Below are 20,614 nucleotides of genomic sequence, written 5' to 3'. Positions count from 1 at the left end.
GGTGTTTTCACTGGCACTCGGCATCGGCCCGGAGTAGTACTCGTCAGGGCGACAGTGCATCAGGAGTGACTTGTGCGCACTCTGCTGTCGTGAAGTCATAACTTTTTATTGGCGTCGGCCGGATACTCTGCGGGTCGGCGAATCAGGCCTGTTTCCTGCTATGGCAAAGGAGCCATCAGCATGGTGAGAAGTAAGCTGTTTTCTCTGGCTGTCACGGTCCTTCTCGTGCTGGCTGGGGGGACGACGCAAAGCGCTGCCGCCACCACCGCCGCCGGCGAGGTCGCGGCGGGCGCGAGTGCCGGATGTGGCAAGACCCCGACGCTCACCAGCGGCAAACGCACGATCCAGAGCGGTGGCAAGAGTCGTAGCTTCACGCTGAAGATCCCTGACAGCTATGACAAATCCGCTCCCCACCGGCTGGCCTTCGGGTTCCACTGGTGGGGCGGCACCTCCGAGCAGGTCGCCTCCGGCGGCAGCGACGGTGCCGCGTGGGCCTACTACGGCATGCAGTCGCAAGCGGGCAACTCGACGATCTTCGTCGCGCCGCAGGGAATCGGAAACGGCTGGGCGAATTCGAACGGTGAAGATGTAATTTTCACCGACGACATGATCCGGCTGATCGAAAACGATCTCTGTGTCGACACGACGCAGTTGTTCTCCGTCGGTTTCAGTTATGGCGGGGCCATGAGTTACGCACTCGCGTGTGCCCGTCCCACCGTGTTCCGCGCGGTCGTGGCCATCGCGGCGCCCGGGACGATCAGCGGATGCAGCGGAGGCACCCAGCCTTTCGCGTACATGGGAATCCATGGCGTGTCGGACAACATCGGCGCAGGCCGATCGCTGCGTGACACGTTCGTCCGGAACAACGGGTGCACGCCACAGAACGCGCCGGAGCCGGCTCGGGGCAGCCTCACGCACATCATCACGCGCTATTCGGGATGCCGCAGCGGCTATCCGGTGGTGTGGGCCCCGTTCGACGGTGGCCACCAGCAAGGGCCGGTGGACGGCTGCGCCGGCTGCGAGAGCGGTGCCAGGAGCTGGGTCAAGCCGGAGATCTGGAAGTTCTTCACCCAGTTCGGCGGCAACCAGCCGCCGCCTTCGTCACCGGTGCAGGTGGGGGTGGACTACCACTTGGTCGCCGGGCACAGCGGTAAGGACGCCGACATCAGCGGGGCGTCGACCGCGGCGGGCGGGATGCTGGTCCAGTGGGCGGCCACCAGCGGACTGAACCAGCAGTTCGATTTCCTGGCCTCCGCCGACGGCTACTACCGGATTCGGGCCCGGCACAGCGGCTTGGTGCTCCAGGTGACCGGCACGAGCGGCGGAGCCGACATCACGCAGCAGCCGGACAGCGACGCGGCCGGTCAGCAGTGGCGGGTGGTGAGCCAAGGTGACTCCGTCAGCTTCGTCAACCGGCTGAGCGGTCTGGCGATGGATGTCTGGGGTGCGTCGACCGCCGATGGCGCACGCATCTCGCAGTACACCGCCACGGGCAGCGCCAACCAGCGATTCCAGCTCCAGCGTCTCTAGAAAGGCTGTCATGGCGATATTCGGACGTCTGCGAGCCGCCGCGGTCGCGCTCTGCGGGTTGACACTGGCTGGGGGAGGCGTCGCCGCGACTCCGGCGAGCGCGGCGACCTCGATCACGATCAATGGCTCCTCCGGCGGGCGCGTCTTCGACGGAGTGGGGGCGATCAGCGGCGGGGGCGGCAATTCGCGGCTGCTGATCGACTATCCCGAACCCGAGCGCGGCCAGATCCTGGACTACCTGTTCAAGCCGGGCGCCGGCGCGTCGCTGCAGTCGCTCAAGATCGAAATCGGCGGCGACACGAACTCCACCTCCGGCGCGGAGCCGAGTATCGAGCACACGCGTGGTGTCATCAACTGCGACGTCGGCTACGAGTTCTGGCTCGCGGGGCAGGCCAAGGCCCGCAATCCGAACATCAAGCTCGCCGGGCTGGCCTGGGGCGCGCCCGGCTGGATCGGCGGCGGCAACTTCTGGTCGGCCGACATGGTCGACTACCTGGTCTCCTGGCTGGGCTGCGCGAAGCGGCACAACCTGGCCATCGACTACCTCGGCGGGTGGAACGAGCGCGGCTACAACGTCGCCTGGTACAAGAACCTGCGCTCCACGCTCAACTCCAGCGGCTACGCCGCGGTGAAGATCGTGGGCGCCGACTCGGGCTGGGAGATCGCCGGCGACATCAACCGCGACCCGGCCTTCGCCTCCGCCGTCAGCGTGATCGGCACGCACTACCCGTGCGGCTACCGTTCGTCTCAGGCCAATTGCAGCGTGCCCGCGGCCGCCATAGCGTCCGGTAAACCATTGTGGGCGAGTGAAAACGGCTCGGATGACTACAACGGCGGCGCGCAAGCGATGGCGCGCGGCATCAACCGCGGCTATCTCGACGGGAAGATGACCGCGTACTTCAACTGGCCCGTGGTCGCCGCGCTCACGCCGAACCTGCCATGGCCCACCATGGGGCTCGCGCTGGCCGCGCAGCCGTGGTCCGGTCACTACACGATCGGCAAGAACGCCTGGGTGACCGCGCAGACCACGCAGTTCACCGCTCCGGGCTGGCAATACCTGGACAGCTCGAGCGGCTACCTCGGCGGGAATCGGAACAACGGCAGTTACGTCTCGCTGAAGTCCACGAACCGCAGCGACTACAGCACGATCATCGAGACGGTGGACGCCACCGCCGCGCAGACACTGAACTTCAGCGTGACCGGTGGATTGTCGGCGGGCACGGTGCACGTGTGGTCCACCAACCTGAACTCCGCCAATCCGGCCGACCACTTCGTGCGCGCCTCGGACATCACGCCGACCGCGGGCGGCTACAGCCTGACCGTCCAGCCGGGACGGGTCTACACGGTCACCACGACGACGGGCCAGGGCAAGGGCACGGCGGCGGGCCGGGCCTCGGGCAGCCTGAAGCTGCCGTACAGCGATTCCTTCGACGCCAACGCTTCCGGCACCGAAGCGAAGTACCTGCAGGACTGGCAGGGCGCCTTCGAGGCGGTCGGGTGCGGTGGCGGCCGCGGCGGCCAGTGCGTGCGGCAAATGAGCGCGCAAGCCCCGATCACCTGGGATCCGCTGACGGATCCGCACGCGCTGCTCGGTGACCTGAGCTGGAGCAACTACACCATTTCGTCCGACGTGCTGCTCGAGAAGCCCGGGTACGTGGAGGTCATCGGACGGGCGAGCTCGCAGTCGTACACCGGTGCGGCCGGGCTCAACGCCTACCACCTGCGGGTGAGCGAAGCCGGCGTCTGGTCGATCCTGAACTCGAACACGAACGGCACGGTGTCCACTTTGGCCCGTGGCACGGTTCCGGCGCTGGGCACCAACCGGTGGCACACGCTCGCGCTCACCTTCTCCGGCAGCACCATCACCGCGGCCATCGACGGCGCGACGGCCGGGACGGCGAACGACTTCACCTGGGGCACGGGCCAGATCGGGTACGCCACCAGCCAGGGCCAGACGGCCCAGTTCGACAACCTGTCCGTCACGCCGGGAGCAGGCGGACCGGGCGGCACCACCACGACGATCGTCGGCGCCGGATCCGGCCGGTGCCTGGACGTGCCCGGCGCGACGCAGACGGACGGCACCCAGGTCGAGCTGTGGGACTGCAACGGCGGCGCCAACCAGCAGTGGACCTCGACCGGCGCCGGCGAGCTGCGCGTCTATGGCGGGGATTGCCTGGACGCCTTCGGCAGCGGCACCAGTCCGGGCACCAAGGTCGTGATCTGGACCTGCAACGGCGGCACCAACCAGAAGTGGACGGCGAACGCCAACGGCACGATCACCGGAGTCGCGTCCGGGTTGTGCCTGAACGCCATCGGCGCCGCGACCGGAAACGGCACGCTGATCGACTTGGCGGCCTGTACCGGCGCAGGCAATCAGAAGTGGACACGGGACTGACATGAACCGCATGAGAAACAGACTCAACACGGCCCTGTCCGCCGCACTGCTGGCCGTGGCCGCGACGGCCGCCATCTCGGCGGGCGCCGCGCCACCCGCCGCCGCGCACACGGTCAACCCGGCCGACTTCCAGCAGATCGAGCTGGCCAAGGGCGTCCCCGAGATGGGCGAGCCGATGTCGATGACCGTGCTGCCCGACCGCTCGGTGCTGCACACCTCGCGCGACGGCACACTGCGCCGCACCACGGCAGGCGGCGCCACCAGTGTCATCGGCGCCATTCCCGTGTACACCCACGATGAGGAGGGGCTGCAGGGCATCGCGGCGGACCCCGGCTTCGCCGGCAACCGGCAGATCTTCCTCTACTACTCGCCGCCATTGTCGACACCGGGCGGCGACGCGCCGTCCACCGGGAACGACTTCTCCGCGTGGAACGGGGTCAACCGGCTGTCCCGGTTCACCCTCAATTCGGATTTCACGCTGAACATGTCGAGCCAGGTGACCGTGCTGGACGTGCCGACCAACCGGGGCATGTGCTGCCATGTCGGCGGTGACCTCGACTTCGACGCGGCAGGCAACCTCTATCTGTCCACCGGCGACGATTCCAACCCGTTCGACTCCGCCGGGTACACCCCGATCGACGAGCGCAGCGGCCGCAACCCCGTGTACGACGCGCAGCGCAGCGCGGGCAATACCAACGACCTGCGCGGAAAAGTGTTGCGTATCAAGGTGAACGCCAACGGGTCGTACTCGATCCCGGCAGGCAACCTGTTCCCGCCGGGAACCGCCCGCACCAGGCCCGAGATCTACGTCATGGGCCTGCGCAACCCGTTCCGGTTCAACGTCGACAAGGCCACCGGCGTGATCTACCTCGGTGACTACGGGCCGGACGCGGGTTCGGCCGACCCGGCTCGCGGTCCGGGAGGCCAGGTGGAGTTCAACCGGATCACCTCGGCGGGAAACCAGGGCTGGCCTTACTGCACGGGTTCGAACACACCCACTGAGACCTATGTGGACTACACGTTCCCGTCAGGGCCGTCGGGGAGCAGGTTCAACTGCGCCGCGCCGGTCAACAACTCGCCGAACAACACCGGCCTGACGAACCTGCCCGCCGCGCGTCCGGCGTGGATCAAGTACGACAACTGCTCGTTCGCCCCGTTCGGCTGCGGGTCGGAGTCGCCGATGAGCGCGCCGGTCTACCGGTACGACTCGGCGAACCCGTCCACCGTCAAGTTCCCGGCCTCGCTGGACGGGCACATGTTCGCCACCGAGTTCGGCCGCCGCTGGATCAAGACCGTCGACGTCGACTCCGACGGGTCGCCCGGCGAGGTCGGCGACTTCCCGTGGCGCGGCACCCAGGTCATGGACGCCGCCTTCGGCCCGGACGGCGCGCTCTACGTGCTGGACTACGGCACCGGCTGGGGTAGCGGCGACGCCAGCTCCGCGCTCTACCGCATCGAGTACAACCCCACCGGCAATCGCCCGCCGACCGCGCGCGCGTCCGCCAACCGCACCTCCGGCGCGGCGCCGCTGGCCGTGGACTTCTCGTCGGCGGGCTCGGCCGACCCCGAGGGCGGCTCGCTGACCTACGCGTGGAACTTCGGCGACGGCGGCACCTCCACCGCGGCGAACCCGAGCCACACGTTCACCGCCAACGGCCAGTACACGGTGACGCTCACGGCGCGGGACTCGACCGGGCTCACGGGCAGCACCAACGTGGTCATCACGGTCGGCAACACCGCACCCACGGTCAAACTGGACACGCCTGCCAACGGATCCCTGTTCAGCTTCGGTGACAACGTCCCGTATTCGATCACCGTCTCCGACCCCGAGGACGGGACGATCGACTGCGCGCGGGTGAAGCTGTCCTACCTACTCGGCCACGACAGCCACGGCCACCCGATCACCTCGCGCACCGGCTGTTCGGGCACGATCCAGATCCCGGTGGACGGCGAGCATGACTCGGCGGCGAACCTGTACGCCGTCTTCGACGCCGAGTACACCGACCGGGGCGCGAACGGCGTGCCTCCGGCGACCACCCACACCCAGTACGTCCTCCAGCCGCGGCACCGCCAGGCCGAGCACTACTCGACGCAGTCGGGCACCGGCCTGTTCGACAAGACGCCGGCGGAGGGCGGGCGCACGGTCGGCGACATCCACAACGGTGACTGGATCGCGTTCGACCCGTACCACTTGACCGGCGCGAACCGTTTCACCGCAAGGGTTTCCTCGGCGGGAGCGGGCGGAACGATCACCGTGCGCACCGGCTCGCCGACCGGCCAGGCGCTGGCCACGGTGACCGTGCCGGTGACCGGCGGGTGGGAGACGTTCACCGAGGTCTCCGCCGCGCTGACCAGCGTGCCGACCACGACCGGCACGCTGTATCTCACGTTCGCGGGCAGCGGGACTGGCTACCTGTTCGACCTGGACTCGTTCACCTTCGGCTCGTCGACGGGCGGCGGCCGCACCGGCCCGATCACCGGAGCCGGCGGCAAGTGCGTCGACGTCGACGGTGCCAGCTCCGCCGACGGCGCCAAGATCCAGCAGTGGACCTGCAACGGCGGCGCCAACCAGCAATGGACGGTCAGCGGGTCCACGGTGCGCTCGCTCGGCAAGTGCATGGACATCGCCGACGGTGGCACCGCGGATGGGTCCGTCGTTCGGCTGTGGACCTGCAACGGGGCCACCAGCCAGAACTGGACCGCTGGTGCGAACGGCTCCGTGGTCAACACGAAGTCGGCCAAGTGCCTCGACGCCAACGGCGCCAGCACGGCCGACGGGACACAGCTGATCATCTGGACCTGCCATGGCGGCACGAACCAGAAGTGGCAGCTCCCGTGATGGCCTGGACCGAAAGGAATGTCATGTCACGACTGCCCGCACTGCTGTGCGCGATGCTCGCCGGGCTGCTGGCCGTCTGCCTGCCGCCGTCCGCCTCGGCCGCCGCGCCGATCACGAAGCCGCCGATGGGCTGGAACTCCTGGAACAGTTTCGCGGGCGCGATCAACGCCACCGTGATCAAGCAGCAGGCCGACGCGCTCGTCTCGTCCGGCATGAAGGACGCGGGGTACGAGTACGTCAACATCGACGAGGGCTGGTGGAAGGGTTCCCGCGACTCGTCGGGCAACATCGCCGTCGACACGGCACAGTGGCCCGGCGGGATGCAGGCGATCGTCGACTACATCCACGGCAAGGGCCTGAAAGCGGGCATCTACACCGACGCGGGCCGTGACGGCTGCGGCTACTACTACCCGACCGGGCACCCGGCGTATCCGGGCACCGGCAGCGAAGGCCACTACGACCAGGACTTCCTCCAGTTCTCCAGGTGGGGTTTCGACTACGTCAAGGTCGACTGGTGCGGCGGTTCCGCCGAAGGCCGGAACGCCCGTGACAGCTACACCGCGATCAGCGACTCCATCGCGCGGGCCACGGCGCAGACCGGACGGCCGATGGTGTTCTCGGTGTGCGAGTGGGGTGGCCAGCAGCCGTGGAACTGGGCGCCCGGCATCTCGAACCTCTGGCGCACCAGCGGGGACATCATCTTCTGGGGCGAACGGCCGAACATGGCGCGTGTGCTGGCCAACTTCGACGCCGCGCAGCACGCGAGCGCGCAGAGCCCCGGCCACTACAACGATCCCGACATGCTCGTCGCCGGCCTGAACGGCTTCAGCGACGCGCAGAACCGCACCCATCTGAGCCTGTGGGCGATAGCGGGCGCGCCGCTGCTGGCCGGGAACAAGCTCACCGAGATGAGCGCCGCCACCCGCGCGGCGCTGACCAACCGCGAGCTGATCGCCGTGGACCAGGATGCCTTGGGGCGCCAGGGAACCAAGGTCGCGGAGGACGCGTCCGGTCTCCAGGTCTACAGCAAGACGCTCTCGGGCACGGGCCGCCGCGCGGTCGTGCTGCTCAACCGCACCGGCTCGGCCGCGAACATCACCGTCCGCTGGTCGACCCTCGGCTTGACCGGATCCGCCGCGGTGCGCGATGTCTGGGCGGCGGCCGACCGCGGCAGCTTCGCCACGAGCTACACCATCGGAGTGCCGGCGGGGGAGGCCGTGCTGCTCACCGTCGCCGGAACGGACGGCGCGCCGACCGGACGGCAGCTCGTGGGCACGCAGTCGGGCCGTTGCGCGGACGTGCCGAACGGGACCGCCAACGGCACCCAGGCGCAGTTGTGGGACTGCACCGGCCAAGCCCAGCAATCGTGGACCTACACCGCGACGAAGCAGCTGATGGTCAACGGCAAGTGCCTCGACGCCTACAACCGCGGCACGGCCAACGGCACGCAAGTGGTCGTCTGGGATTGCAACGGCCAGGCGAACCAGCAGTGGACCATGAACGCGAACGGCTCGCTCACCGGCGTCGCGTCGAACCTGTGCCTCGACGCGAACGGCCAGGGCACGGCGAACGGCACCAAGCTGATCCTCTGGGCCTGCAACGGCCAGGCGAACCAGCAATGGGCACTGCGCTGAGGCTTCTCACCGTCGTCGCTGAGTCTTCGCGAACTCTTTCCCGGCCTTGGTTCCCCCGTCGACCAGGATGTCGATCCCGGTCAGGTAGCCAGGTGCTTCACTGGCGCAGAACGCGAGAACGGCCGCGACCTCCTCGGGCCTGCCGAATCGCTTGATCGCCGCCGACTTCACCAGCTCGCCGGCGCCGTGGTTCTCCTCCAGACGCCCCATCGCGGTATCGAAGCTTCCCGGAGATACCGAAACAACCCGCGCTCCCCGCTCGCCGAACTCGGCCGCGAGGTAACGGCTGTACCACTGGACGAAGTTCTTGCTGATCGCGTAGGCCAGTCCTGGTTTCAGCTTCCGGCCGACGAACCTCGCACGACTGACGATCGCCTTCTCGAAGGCGTCGGGTCGTCGCTCGGCAATGCGGAAACCGCGGAGCGGGAGCAGGAGCTTGGGAATGCTGTGCCCGGCGGTCGATGCCACGTTGACGAGTGCGTCACCGTCCGCGGCCCGCGCGAGGAATGCCCGCGCGATGTTGACGGTGCCGGTCGCGTTGATGCGAGCGATGCGTTCGGCGGTACCCATGTGCGGGCTGATTCCAGCGGCGTGGACCACCGCGCGAACGTGACCTCCGTCAGACTCCGCGCGCTGAAACAGCTCCCCGACGGATGCCTTGTCGGTGATGTCGCACACCACGCCGATCGCTTCGACTCCGGCCGCCGCCAGCTCGCGCACCGCGTCATCGAGCCGCGTCCGGTCAAGGTCTGCCAGCACGATCCGGTGATCGTGCCCCATGAGCCCTGCCGTCGCCAGCCCCATGCCGCCGGTCCCACCGGTGATGATCGCGATGGGGCGCGTAGTCGACATGGTGATCCTCGTTGTTGAGCTCGGAGTTGCGATATCACGTGCATCCTTGCTCAGCCCCGCCATCGCCGCCCGGCCGGCAGGGCGGAGCTACCCGATCAGGTTGTGCCGGTCCAACCCGGCGATTCAGCGTTACATACTTCAGGGACCGTAGGTGAGTTCGGCGATCTGCAGGAAGCCCGTGGCGGTGCCGGGTGCCCGGCTGGTCATGGCCAGCTTGATCCGGCTCGCGTGTACCGGCTCGAACGTGATCCTGGTCGGCTGGTTCGAGCCGGTCGCCCACTCGATACGGGCACCGCGCACCGGCAGGAAACGCTGCCCGTCCCAGTAGGACACATCGATCGCGGCCGGTAGCGCGCGTGCGGTGTCGGTGGTGAAGTAGGCCTGGACGTTGCCGATCTGCCCAGGGCCCAGCCCCGAGACGGACACCCACTCGGTCGTGTGCGCACGGCTGACGGCGGGCAGGAGTGCGGTCGCCCGCTTGGTGTAGTAGTTCGACCAGCCGCCGCTGACCGTATTGCCGTCCAGCATCGCGGCCGGGATCGTGTTCGCCGCCCCGGAGTAGCTCGCGTCCGCCGACGGCCGGGTCGCCTTCGGCGGAGCGGACGGCCCGAGCGACGGGCGGACAACTGTGCCGCCACCGCCGGACAGGACGGTGGTCAGAGCCGTGCGCAAGCCTGGCGAGCGTGCCGTGATGACCACCGGTCCGGCGGACGATCCTGGTGCGACAATGGCGAGTGCCTTGCCGTTGAAGGCTTTCCGGGACGACGCCTGGTAGTTCTCGGCGCTTTCCTCTTGCCCGTTGTCCAGGCCTGCCAGCCTCCCGCCGCGGACGTCGAACGAGAGCATGTTGTCCGCCTGCGGGACCACCACGCCGCGCTCGTCGACGATGTCCGCCGTGATGAAGGCCAAGGAAGTGCCGTTGCCGAGCACCTTCCGATCCGGGGTCAGCCGGATGCCGCGCGGGGTGCCCGCCGTGGACACCTCGTCCCTGGCGACTTCGACACCGCCTCGCTTGGCCACCGCGACGAGGCGACCCGGTTCGAAGGGCACGGTCCAGGTGAGGTGCAGCTTGCCCGCACTGCCGTTCGGGCTCGTGTAGCTGCCGGGGTACGCGCCGGTGGTGACCGTCTTGTCGTCGCCGGTCGCCTCGGTCGTCTCGAGGTACTTCGTGCCGGACGTGGTCGTCTTCGTGTCGAACTTCCGGGCACCGAGCGGTGTGCCGTTGAGGAAGAGCTCGACGGTGTCGGCATTGCTGTACGCCCACACCGAGACCTGCTCGCCCGGCTGGTGGTCGGTCCAGTTCATGGGCAGCAGGTGCACCATCGGCTCGCTCGACCACTGGCTGCGGAAGAGATGGTAGAAGTCCTTGGCGAACCCGGCGGTGTCCACCGCGCCGAAGAACGAGGCCTTCACCGGGAAGTCGTTCGCGTAGGGTGTCGGCTCGCCGAGGTAATCGATGCCCGTCCAGAGGAACTGCCCGGCGAAGAACTTGCGGTCGCGGTCCTTCTTCAACCCGTACTCGCCGCTGTAGGTCCACGACTCGAGGTTGTTGTCATAGGAAGAGGTTCCGCGCTTGCCGGGCGTGTGGTTCTCGCCGGTGTTGAGCTGATCCGGATCCTGATAGACCCCGCGCGTCGACGTCGACGACGACGATTCGCTCTCGAAGAAGAACTTGGTGGGGTAGCGGGCGTGCAACGCGTCGACGGACGCGGCCGTGTTGTAGTTGAGCCCGACGCCGTCGAGCAGCTGGAGGATCCGGTCCTGCGGCGAACCGGGCGCCGGGACCGAGCGGTAGCGGTCCGAGCCCATCACGATCGGGCGCGTGGTGTCGACGGCACGGACGTTCTCGATCAGCCGCTGGGCGATGGGCACACCGGCCGCCGTGGTCGAATCGGGGATCTCGTTGCCGATCGACCACAGCACCACGGCGGGGGAGTTCCTCGCCGCCAGCACCATCTCCTGGACGTCGGCGGTGCTGTTCGCATCGAAGAACCGGGCGTAGTCGTTCTTGGTCTTCGGGGTGCGCCACGTGTCGAAGGCCTCGACCATCATGACGATGCCCATTTCCGCGCACGCCTTGATCAGCTCCGGGGCAGGCGGATTGTGCGAGGTCCGGATCGCGTTGACGCCCATGCTCTTCATGATCTTCAGCTGCCGGACGATGGCGTCGGTGTTGACGGCACTGCCGAGCGCTCCCAGATCGTGGTGCAGATTGACGCCCTGGAGCTTCATCGGTTCGCCGTTGAGCGAAAAGCCTTCGGCCGGGTCGAAGACGAACCAGCGAATACCCAGCGGGGTAGTGGTCAGGTCGACCCGCTTCCCCGCTACGAGCAGTTCGGTGTCCACTGTGTACAGATAGGGCCGATCCGTCGACCACAGGTTGGGTGCGGGGACGCGGATGTCCATGCCACCCGTACCCGGCGCGGAGGTCAATGCCAGCTGCGCGGAACCCGAGCCGACCACCCGTCCACCCGCGTCCCTGACCGTGGAGACGACCTGCGCCTGCTGGGTGCCTCCGTGCGTGGTGACGGCGGTCGCGTCCACGTGCACGTTCGCGAAGCCGGCTTTGACCGTGTTCGCGAGGTCCGGGGTGGTCACCGCGATGCCGTGCCGGGTGAGGTGCACCGGATCGGTGACCACCAGCCGCACGGCGCGGTAGATGCCGCTGCCGGAGTACCACCGGCTGCTCGGGACCTGGTTGCGCACCTTGACCGTGAGGACGTCCGCCGTGCCGTCGGTGTGCGCGAACGGGGTCAGGTCGAGGCTGAAGCCCGTGTAGCCGTAGGCGTGGGCGCCGAGCAGGCGGCCGTTCAGGTAGACCTCGGAATCCATGTAGACGCCGTCGAACTCGATCGACACCTGCTTGCCCGCCATGGCCCTCGGCAGCCGGAAGGCCTTGCGGTACCAGCCGAGGCCGCCGGGCAGGAACGCGGTGCCCGCGTTCGTGGCCGGGCTCGCGAGCGGGTCCAGCCCGATGCTCCAGTCGTGCGGGAGCCGGACCTCACGCCACGACGGGTCCGCCGTACCGGGCTGCGGCGCGTCCGCGCCCGTGGTGTTGACCAGCGAGAAATTCCAGCCCTGGGTGAAGTCCACCTCCCTGCTGGCCGAGCTGACCGCCTCGGCGAGCGGAGCGGCCTGGGCGGGCACGCCGACCAGGCCGAGCGTGGTGACGAGGCAGAGGACCAGCGCCGGCAAGCGTCTTGTCCGATGGTTCAACGACATCGCACTTCCTTTACTCCAGCCGGAAATCGGCGACGCGGATCGGTGAAGGCGTCGTCCCGCTGGATCGTTGCTGGTAGAACATGGAAAGCACGCCTTCGGCCGCCACCCGGGAATAGTCGACCGTCACTTCGCCGAACGCGTTCATGCCTGCCCGGTCGAACACGAGCGTCCAGTCGGTCCAGCCACTGGCCTTGGACGCGGAGAGGATCCGGCCGGTCGGCATCACCAGATACGCGTTGTCGGCGCGGTCGAAGACGAGCCGCGTACGCCCGGTCGAGTTCGGCGGGATCGGCACCTCTTGCTTGGTCCACGTGCCGTTCGCGGCGCGGACCAGGTGGAAGGTCCGGCCCCAGCGGGTGCGGTCGGCCGCGTACCCGGTGACGCACTGGGTGAACCGGCCCGGCACGTAGCTGATGACCACATGCGGGGTGCCTGCCGAGTCGACCGCCTGGCTCTCCTGGTTCATGAGGCCGTGGTCAGGACCGAGCGGGTCCACCACCAGGTTCCGCGACACGGTCACCTGGGCGCCGCCGGTCGTGCCGACCACCTTCCCGGTGTTGTCACGCCAAGTCCGGCCGCGGTCGTCGCTGTAGACGTAGCCGGTGTCGTGGTTGGTCAGGCCACCCGGAGCGCACAGCACGCCCGTGTTGCCCTCCCGCCAGGTGAACGCCGCGTGCAGCCTGCCGCCGGGGCCATAGGTCAAGCCGTGCAGGTACATGTTGCGGGTGGTGCTGACGACGCCGTTGGGCCCGGTCCAGGAACCGGTCGCCGACGACCACTTGCCCAGCTTGCGCCACGAGCCGCCCTCGTATTCGGCGAGCTCGTTGGTGCCGTTGCCCGAGCCGCCGGTGCGGTAGCTCAGCTGCAGCCGCCGTTCCGGGGTGAGGACGAACTGCGGGTAGGTGATCGCACCGAGGTCGGCCCCGTCCAGCGTCCGCTGCACCGCGCCGAACCTGGCCGCCGACCAGCTTTTCGACGCGGGGGACGAGACCAGCCCGGCCTCGGACTTCACGTAGAAGACCTTGGTGTTGTGGGTGTCCATCGCCACGTGCAGGCGCCCGTCCGCGGGGGAGATGCCGAGCGAGATCACGTTGTGCGAATCGTTGACGCTCAGCTTGTGCGGCAGTACCGCCTTGTCCCAGCCACCGCCTGGCAGTTTCCGCCGTGCCACCACCACGCTGCGGTCGGCCGTGTACCAGGTCGCGTACTGGTAACCGGCGTAGCTGACGATCGCGTCCTGCTGGAACGAGCCGTTGTTCACCAGGCCGTCGTAGGAAACGAAGTACAGCGCGGAAGCATCGAGCTGAGTGTCGCGCAGCAATGACACGGAGGGAGCGGCTATCTGTCTACTCTGGACCGCGGCGGCAGGCGACGACGTCAGCATGAGGCACGCGAGCAGTAGCGCCGGCAGTCTCAGCGCCTGGCGGTTGGACAAGACGCGCTCCTCATCGTCAGTCGAGGTGGAACACCTCGGCGAGTGGGGTGATCCCTTCATCTGGCTGCCCGCTCAGTCCCTCGAAGAACGGCGCCATTTCCGCCTGCCATCGCCGGTTGACCTCCTTGGCGGCCATGCCGGCCAAAGCCGCGTCAAGATCGTCGGTTTCGAAATAGCCTGTCAGCAGGCCGTCCGGCCGCAGGAAAAGCGAGTAGTTGTGCCATCCGGTCTCCCGTAACGCGTCGAGCATTTCCGGCCAGACCGCCGCGTGACGCAGGCGGTATTCCTCGACGCGGTCCGGTTTGACCTTGAGCATGAAACAGACGCGTCGTCGTGGGGCCATCGTGACTCCTCCTGGATGAAACGTTTCAACAGTGGGAGCGTTCCCAAAATAGGCGAGTTTCCGGTCGAGGTCAAGACGTGCCGGCGCTCGCGAGTGCCGGCACGGGTCGGATGGGAGCCGCCGGTGGCCGCCGACCGACGTTCGTCTCTTTTCAGCCCACGACTTGGATGTCATGCTGTCCGGACGCCTGTGTCGAATCGATTCGATATCTCGTCGTCGGAGTTCGCGAAGGCGGGAACCGCCGGCGGCGCTCATGACCATAGTGGACAGTCGGTGGACAGTTCTTCCAGATCATCACTGACGAACGGAATAGATCATGCACATGTCAAAGGTGATGCGTGCACTGCTGGTGGCCATGACGTCGGCGACCTTCGTGACCGGGGCCGCCACGTCACCGTCAGCGGCCGACACCATCGCATCCTCTTCAGCCGAGCGGCTCGACCGCGGCTTGATCAGTGTCCATACGGGGCAAGGGAACTTTCTCACCTGGCGGCAGCTGGCCGGTGACGCTCCGGGCACGGCGTTCAATCTCTACCGCGACGGCACGAGGGTGACCTCGAATCCGGTCACCCTCACGAACTTCGAGGACCACGGCGCGCCGGCGAACGCGCGCTATGTCGTTCGTCCGGTGGTGAACGGGGTGGAGCAACGGAGCGTGGCGTCGGCTGGCCACTCGCTGGCGATGTCCGCCAACGCCGACGGCGAGCTCGGGGTCACCGCGAGCACGAAGGACGTGCCGCTCCAGATACCGCCGGGCGGCTCGACGCCGTCGGGCAGCTACACCTACGAGGCGAACGACGCCAGCGTCGGCGACCTCGACGGCGACGGCGAGTACGAGATCGTGCTGAAGTGGTACCCCACCAACGCCAAGGACAACTCGCAGTCCGGCTACACCGGCAACACGATCATCGATGCCTACAAGCTGGACGGGAAGCGGTTGTGGCGGATCGACCTGGGGCGCAACATCCGCTCGGGCGCGCACTACACGCAGTTCCAGGTGTTCGACTACGACGGTGACGGGCGCGCCGAGGTGGTGATGAAGACCGCCGACGGCACCCGTTCGGGAACCGGTCAGGTGATCGGCAACGTCAACGCCGACTACCGCAACTCCAGCGGTTACGTGTTGACCGGGCCGGAGTTCCTCACGGTGTTCCGCGGCACCGACGGCGCGGTCCTGGACACCGAGAACTACGTTCCCGCGCGTGGCAACGTCTCCGACTGGGGTGACAACTACGGTAACCGGGTCGACCGGTTCCTGGCGGGAACGGCCTATTTGGACGGTTCGCGGCCGAGCATCGTCATGGCCCGCGGCTACTACACCCGTGCGGTGGTCGCCGCCTGGGACTTCCGCGGCGGTCAGCTCACGCACCGCTGGACCTACGACTCCGGCCGCGGTGGCGCGTACGGGCAGGGCAACCACAACGTGTCCATCGCCGACGTGGACGCCGACGGCCGCGACGAGATCATCTACGGCTCGGCGACGATCAACGACAACGGCACGCTGATGTACAGCACCGGTCTGGGACACGGCGACGCGCTCCACGTCAGCGACCTCGTACCGAGCAGGCCCGGCCTGGAAGTGTTCACGGTGCACGAGTCGACCGGCTCGCCCGCGATGGACGTGCACGACGCCCGCACCGGCCAGTTCCTCTACCGGGCGCCATCGTGTGGCTGTGACACCGGTCGCGGGGTCGCCGCGGACGTGTGGGCGGGCAGCCCCGGTGCCGAGATCTGGTCGAGCTCGGTCGGCGGGCTGCGCAGCGCCGCGAACGGCAGCGAGGTCGCGGCCCGCAAGCCCGGCTCGCAGAACTTCGTGATCTGGTGGGACGGCGACGCCCAGCGCGAGCTGCTGGACGGCACGCACATCGACAAGTACGGCACGGGCGGTGACACCCGGCTGCTCACCGGTTCCGGCGTGGCGTCGAACAACGGCACCAAGTCGACTCCCGTGCTCCAGGCGGACATCCTCGGCGACTGGCGCGAAGAGGTCATCTGGCGCACCACCGACAACAAGGCGCTGCGGATCTACTCCACCACCACACCGACCGGCATCAGCCGTCCGTCGCTCATGCAGGACCGGCAGTACCGGCTGGCGGTCGCCTGGCAGAACACCGCTTACAACCAGCCTCCCCACGCGAGTTTCGCCACCCCGTGATCACCTTGGTAGCTACAGGAGCGACTCATGGTTACACGCAGAACGGTCTTGTCCGGCACCGCGGCCGCGATCGCGGCCGCGGCGATGGGAGCGGGCGTCGCCCGCGCGGACCAGACCATCACCGTCAATCCTCAGATCGGCTATGGGACATGGGAGGGCTGGGGGACCTCACTCGCTTGGTGGGCCAACGTATTCGGCGACCGCGACGACTTCGCGGATCTGTGGTTCACCACCAACACCGTGGTGTACAACGGGAAGGCGCTCCCCGGCCTGGGTATGAACATCGCCCGCTACAACCTCGGCGCGTGCAGCTGGAATTCCGTCGACGGCCAGGCCATGGTCGCTTCGCCGAACATCCCGCGCTTCAAGCAGATCGAGGCATACTGGCAGGATTGGCGCGGCACCGATCCGAACTCGGCCGCGTGGAAGTGGACCGCGGACGCCAAACAGCGGGCGGCGGTGGTCAAAGCGGTCGCGCGTGGCGCCAAGACGGAGCTGTTCTCGAACTCGCCGGTGTGGTGGATGTGCGCCAACCACAACCCGTCCGGCGCGGCCAACGCGGCCAATGACAACCTGCTTTCACAGCACTATCGCGATCACGGTGTCCACCTGGCCGAGGTCGCGAAGCACTTCCGCGATCAGTGGGGTGTCACGTTCCGCACGGTCGAACCCTTCAACGAACCCTCCTCGGCCTACTGGTCGGCGACCGGGAAGCAGGAGGGGTGTCACATCGGCGCCTCCGTCCAGCGGAGCGTCCTGCGGTACCTGCGGGAGGAACTGGACCGCCGCGGGCTGGCGGGGACGCGCATCGCCGCGTCGGACGAGACCAGCTACGACCTGGCCCACAGCACGTGGAACTCCTTCGACGCCACCACGAAGTCCCTCGTTGACCAGATCAACGTCCACGGCTACCAGGGCTCCGGCGGCCGTCGCGACCTGCTTTACGCCGATGCCAAAGCGGCGGGGAAGGTCCTGTGGAACTCGGAGTACGGCGACCGGGAGACCACCGGGCTCTCGATGGCGAGCAACCTCTGCCTGGACATGCGCTGGCTGCACCCCACGGCCTGGTGCTACTGGCAGGTGATGGACCCCACCCCCGCGTGGGCGTTGATCGACTACGACCCGAATACGCTGCGGGCGGGATCCGTGCAGAACAAGCTGTACGTGCTGGCGCAGTTCACCCGGCACATCCGGCCGGGCATGCGCGTCATCGAGGCGTCGGCGGGGAACGCGGCGGTCGCCTATGACCCCTCGGCTCGCCGCCTGGTACTCGTCGCGGTCAACACGGCCACGACGGCCCAGCCGATCACGTTCGACCTGACGCGGTTCACCACCCTGCCGACCGGCCTGATCACCCGGTGGTCCACGTCGACGACCAGCGGCAGTGACAGGTATGTCCAGCGCACCGACATCCGTCTCGACGGCAAGCTGCTGCGGGCCTCCTTCGCCCCAGGGCAGGTGCAGACGTTCCAGCTCGACGGGGTTATCGCCTGAAAGAGGGCCCGGCGCGGCGTTTCCGCTGTGCCGGGCCCTCTTGGTGGGTCACCCCAGTTGGGCTTCCCACTTGGTTTTGGTGCCGGAGGCGTCGGCCGCGAGGCGGTCGCGTGCGGTGGTGTCGCCGTACATGGTCCAGCGGGCCCAGTCGACGACGGTTTTGGGGAAGCGCTGGTCGCTCCAGAAGCTGGTGTGGCTGCCGCCGACGAAGGTGAGGAACGCCTTGGGCCACTTGATCTCGTTGTACGCCTGCCGGGCCGAAGAATAGGCGCAGGTGGTGTCGCGGTCGCCGTGGACGAACAGGACTTTGGCGGTGACCGAGGCGGATGGGTTGCCCATGTCCACGCAGGACTGGGGGTTGGCGGAGACGATCCGGCTGTCGGGCCAGGAGGTCAGCAGGCCGTGGGTGACCATGCCGCCCAGTGAGTGGCCTGAGACGCCGACGCCGATGCCGGTGTTGATGTGCCCGGCCAGCGGTCCGCTGGTGTTGAGGGCGAGGGTGTTGGTCAGGATCTGGGAGACGTCTTTGGAGGTGTTGCCGTTGTTGACGTCGCCGAAGTTGTGGTTGAAGTACGGGGCGGGGACGACGAAGCCCGCTGCGGCCAGTGCCCGGATGATGAACAGGGATTTCTGTGGGCTGCTGCCGAAGCCGTGGGTGAAGTTGTAGACGGGGAAGACGCCGTTGGCGGCCGGGGCGTTCGTGACCGGGTTGCCGCCGGCGGTTCCGGTGGCGGGGTAGTAGACGTAGGTGGTGCATTTGCGGCTGCCGCGGGTCCAGTTGTACTGGCGCACACCCACCGCGAACGGTGTGGTCGGCGCCGTACCCAACGGCCCGACCGCGGCCAAGGCCTGCCCCGCACCGAGCAGGGTCAGGCCGACGCCTGCCGCTCCGGCCGCGCTCACAGTGAGGAATTTCCGTCGCTGCATGGTCATCGATGACTCCTTCGGTGCAGGGGATGGGGTGTCGGAGATGGGAGTTCGGTGGGGACGCTCGGCGCGACGCGGGTGGAGTCGCCGGTGCGGTGACACCAGCACGGGCGATCGCGGCGTACCTCGCGGCCGCGCTGGGGCGGCGGGGGTTCGCGCTGAATGAACAAGGGCATCTGCGATGCGCTCCTTTGTCGGCGATGACGGAGGCGATGAGGCAGGCGGACACCGAGCAGCTGCTGTGAACGTTCACAGTACTCGTGGGTATCGGACATGTAAACAAGCGAAGATCGTTGTTGATACGAAAGTATCGCGCGTCCAGATGCTGTGCACGATCCCAGGATGAAGCCGTACAGTGCTGTGATCGGGCCTCTTGACTGATAAACGCAAGCGTGCTGGAATACGTTTTCCAGGTGGCGCTGAAGGGAATCATTATGCGCGCCGAGCAACAGCGAACCCGACGGCTTCTCTGGCCACGTGCGGCCGCGGCCATCGTCGCGGTGACGGCCACCCTGCTCGCGCCACCGGCGGAAGCCGCGGCGGGCGTCCTGATCGACGAGACCTTCACCGCCCAGACGAACCCGGCGAACTTCGGGTTCCCCGCCGGAGCCGCGGTGACGGGCGGAGTCCTGAACGTGACCAAGGGGATGGGCGACCACACCACCGCCGTCAAGACGTTCGGCGCGGCCGTCGCGGGCGAGCGAACCCTCGATCTGACCTTCGACTGGAAAACCGCGGTCACCGGCAGCGGGCACAGGTCGGGTGTCGAACTGCGCGACAGCCAGGGAAATCTCGTGTTCGCACTCGCGGGCACCCCCGCCGAGCTCCGCTACGGGCTGACCGGGCCCGCGTCCGGCTCGACGTCCGCTCCCGACTCGCTCAGCCCGGTCTGGACCAAGCTCTCCTACGACCGCGCCAAGTGGTACTCGGTGAACCTGCACCTCGACTTCACGTTGCAGCGGGTGCAGTACCTGATCTCGACCAAGGAGACCGCGGCGAAGGTCATGGTCTCCGGCACGGCGAGTGTGGCCGGTAAGGATCTCGCGAAACTGGTCGCCTGCAACTACCTCGGCACCGGTGTGCAGTCCATCGACAACTTCCGCGTCGTGGCGCCGGCGAACGCCGCGAACGGGCGGCTGAAAGGCAGGACGATGTACGCCTTCGGCGACAGCATCGTCGCGGGCCACACCTACTCGCGCGGCTTCGTGGACCTCGTGGCCGAACGTGAGCAGATGACACTGAACAAGTACGCCGTGAACGGCGCGTCGGTCGGGCCCAGCGGCAACCAGATCCTCACGCAGGTGCGGGGCGCCGCCTCGCGGGCGCCCGACCGCGTCGTGTTCAACGGTGGTACCAACGACGCCGAACTCATTTACGGCAACCGGTTCAAGGTCGGCACGATGGCGGGCGGCTTCGACCCGGCCACCTTCGACAAGTCCACCTACGCAGGTTCGCTCGAGACCACCGTGCACGCCATGCGGGCCAAGTGGCCGACCACGCGGATCGTCTACGTCGCCGTCCACAAGCTCGGCTCCCGCGACTGGAACACGCAGCTCGCGATCCGCGCGGTGACGCTGCGGATCTGCGAGAAATGGGGCATCACGGTCGCGGACGTCTTCGGCGGCACCACATTGGACACCCGCGTCGACGGTCAGCGGGTGGCGTACACCTTCAACGGCCAGGTCAACGGCTACCCCGGAACCGGCGGCACCGGCACCCATCCGAACCTCGCCGGTGTCACCGCGTTCTACCTCCCGGTGCTCACCGGCGCGCTGATCCAGCCATGAC

Annotated in this window: 13 protein-coding genes; 8 read left to right on the top strand and 5 right to left on the bottom strand. The window is 67.8% G+C overall.

Annotation, left to right across the window (positions count from 1 at the left end):
* Nucleotides 1–180 precede the first annotated feature (180 nt).
* The 4 genes from ACFV15_RS25875 to ACFV15_RS25860 are packed head-to-tail and all read left to right on the top strand — an operon-like array spanning nucleotide 181 to nucleotide 8,398.
* Nucleotides 181–1,530 (top strand): RICIN domain-containing protein, encoded by a 1,350-nt coding sequence (locus tag ACFV15_RS25875; RefSeq protein WP_378353185.1) that lies wholly within the window; start codon nucleotides 181–183, stop codon nucleotides 1,528–1,530.
* Nucleotides 1,531–1,540: 10 nt separating this feature from the next.
* The gene (locus ACFV15_RS25870; protein ID WP_378353184.1) at nucleotides 1,541–3,925 is read left to right on the top strand and encodes a ricin-type beta-trefoil lectin domain protein; all 2,385 of its coding nucleotides are present in this window, start codon (nucleotides 1,541–1,543) and stop codon (nucleotides 3,923–3,925) included.
* Nucleotides 3,926–3,935: 10 nt separating this feature from the next.
* The gene (locus tag ACFV15_RS25865; RefSeq protein ID WP_378353183.1) at nucleotides 3,936–6,764 is read left to right on the top strand and encodes a carbohydrate-binding protein; all 2,829 of its coding nucleotides are present in this window, start codon (nucleotides 3,936–3,938) and stop codon (nucleotides 6,762–6,764) included.
* Nucleotides 6,765–6,787: 23 nt separating this feature from the next.
* Nucleotides 6,788–8,398 carry a glycoside hydrolase family 27 protein gene (locus ACFV15_RS25860; RefSeq protein WP_378353182.1) on the top strand — a complete coding sequence of 537 codons (1,611 nt, stop codon included), beginning with the start codon at nucleotides 6,788–6,790 and terminating at the stop codon, nucleotides 8,396–8,398.
* 6 nt (nucleotides 8,399–8,404) lie between these two features.
* Here the strand turns inward: ACFV15_RS25860 and ACFV15_RS25855 are convergent, their stop codons facing one another.
* The 4 genes from ACFV15_RS25855 to ACFV15_RS25840 form a co-directional block, all read right to left on the bottom strand.
* Entirely contained in the window at nucleotides 8,405–9,250 is an 846-nt protein-coding gene (locus tag ACFV15_RS25855) for an SDR family NAD(P)-dependent oxidoreductase (RefSeq protein WP_378353181.1), read from the bottom strand.
* Nucleotides 9,251–9,388: 138 nt separating this feature from the next.
* The gene (locus ACFV15_RS25850) at nucleotides 9,389–12,472 is read right to left on the bottom strand and encodes a glycoside hydrolase family 2 TIM barrel-domain containing protein (protein WP_378353180.1); all 3,084 of its coding nucleotides are present in this window, start codon (nucleotides 12,470–12,472) and stop codon (nucleotides 9,389–9,391) included.
* A gap of 10 nt (nucleotides 12,473–12,482) precedes the next feature.
* Nucleotides 12,483–13,907: a BNR repeat-containing protein gene (locus tag ACFV15_RS25845; protein ID WP_378353179.1), complete on the bottom strand. Its 1,425-nt coding sequence runs from the start codon at nucleotides 13,905–13,907 to the stop codon at nucleotides 12,483–12,485.
* A 16-nt stretch (nucleotides 13,908–13,923) separates the two neighbouring features.
* Nucleotides 13,924–14,250, bottom strand: a complete 327-nt coding sequence (locus ACFV15_RS25840) for an L-rhamnose mutarotase (RefSeq protein WP_378353178.1) — start codon at nucleotides 14,248–14,250, stop codon at nucleotides 13,924–13,926.
* Nucleotides 14,251–14,584: 334 nt separating this feature from the next.
* Here ACFV15_RS25840 and ACFV15_RS25835 point away from each other — a divergent pair, with 334 nt between their 5' ends.
* Together ACFV15_RS25835 and ACFV15_RS25830 are read left to right on the top strand one after the other, a co-directional pair.
* Nucleotides 14,585–16,405, top strand: a complete 1,821-nt coding sequence (locus ACFV15_RS25835) for a rhamnogalacturonan lyase (protein ID WP_378353177.1) — start codon at nucleotides 14,585–14,587, stop codon at nucleotides 16,403–16,405.
* A gap of 27 nt (nucleotides 16,406–16,432) precedes the next feature.
* Nucleotides 16,433–17,899 (top strand): glycoside hydrolase, encoded by a 1,467-nt coding sequence (locus tag ACFV15_RS25830; RefSeq protein WP_378353176.1) that lies wholly within the window; start codon nucleotides 16,433–16,435, stop codon nucleotides 17,897–17,899.
* Nucleotides 17,900–17,947: 48 nt separating this feature from the next.
* On the opposite strand, the gene ACFV15_RS25825 is transcribed toward ACFV15_RS25830, so the two are convergent.
* A complete protein-coding gene (locus tag ACFV15_RS25825; protein ID WP_378353175.1) occupies nucleotides 17,948–18,832 on the bottom strand; it encodes an alpha/beta hydrolase family protein in 885 nt (294 codons plus the stop codon).
* Nucleotides 18,833–18,921: 89 nt separating this feature from the next.
* On the opposite strand from ACFV15_RS25825, the gene ACFV15_RS25820 reads away from it, so the two are divergent.
* Together ACFV15_RS25820 and ACFV15_RS25815 are read left to right on the top strand one after the other, a co-directional pair.
* Nucleotides 18,922–19,071 (top strand): hypothetical protein, encoded by a 150-nt coding sequence (locus ACFV15_RS25820; RefSeq protein WP_378353174.1) that lies wholly within the window; start codon nucleotides 18,922–18,924, stop codon nucleotides 19,069–19,071.
* A gap of 168 nt (nucleotides 19,072–19,239) precedes the next feature.
* Nucleotides 19,240–20,613 carry an SGNH/GDSL hydrolase family protein gene (locus ACFV15_RS25815; protein WP_378353173.1) on the top strand — a complete coding sequence of 458 codons (1,374 nt, stop codon included), beginning with the start codon at nucleotides 19,240–19,242 and terminating at the stop codon, nucleotides 20,611–20,613.
* Nucleotide 20,614: the final 1 nt, after the last annotated feature.

It is taken from the genome of Amycolatopsis sp. NPDC059657 (genome assembly GCF_042734395.1).
GTDB lineage: Bacteria > Actinomycetota > Actinomycetes > Mycobacteriales > Pseudonocardiaceae > Amycolatopsis.
This window is presented reverse-complemented; position numbering and strand designations above follow the sequence as displayed.

Bases quoted from the DNA above. Each gene is read 5' to 3' on its own strand.
- ACFV15_RS25875 (WP_378353185.1), top strand. From the start codon at position 181: ATGGTGAGAAGTAAGCTGTTTTCTCTGGCTGTCACGGTCCTTCTCGTG.
- ACFV15_RS25870 (WP_378353184.1), top strand. From the start codon at position 1,541: ATGGCGATATTCGGACGTCTGCGAGCCGCCGCGGTCGCGCTCTGCGGG.
- ACFV15_RS25865 (WP_378353183.1), top strand. From the start codon at position 3,936: ATGAGAAACAGACTCAACACGGCCCTGTCCGCCGCACTGCTGGCCGTG.
- ACFV15_RS25860 (WP_378353182.1), top strand. From the start codon at position 6,788: ATGTCACGACTGCCCGCACTGCTGTGCGCGATGCTCGCCGGGCTGCTG.
- ACFV15_RS25855 (WP_378353181.1), bottom strand. From the start codon at position 9,250: ATGTCGACTACGCGCCCCATCGCGATCATCACCGGTGGGACCGGCGGC.
- ACFV15_RS25850 (WP_378353180.1), bottom strand. From the start codon at position 12,472: ATGTCGTTGAACCATCGGACAAGACGCTTGCCGGCGCTGGTCCTCTGC.
- ACFV15_RS25840 (WP_378353178.1), bottom strand. From the start codon at position 14,250: ATGGCCCCACGACGACGCGTCTGTTTCATGCTCAAGGTCAAACCGGAC.
- ACFV15_RS25835 (WP_378353177.1), top strand. From the start codon at position 14,585: ATGCGTGCACTGCTGGTGGCCATGACGTCGGCGACCTTCGTGACCGGG.
- ACFV15_RS25830 (WP_378353176.1), top strand. From the start codon at position 16,433: ATGGTTACACGCAGAACGGTCTTGTCCGGCACCGCGGCCGCGATCGCG.
- ACFV15_RS25825 (WP_378353175.1), bottom strand. From the start codon at position 18,832: ATGACCATGCAGCGACGGAAATTCCTCACTGTGAGCGCGGCCGGAGCG.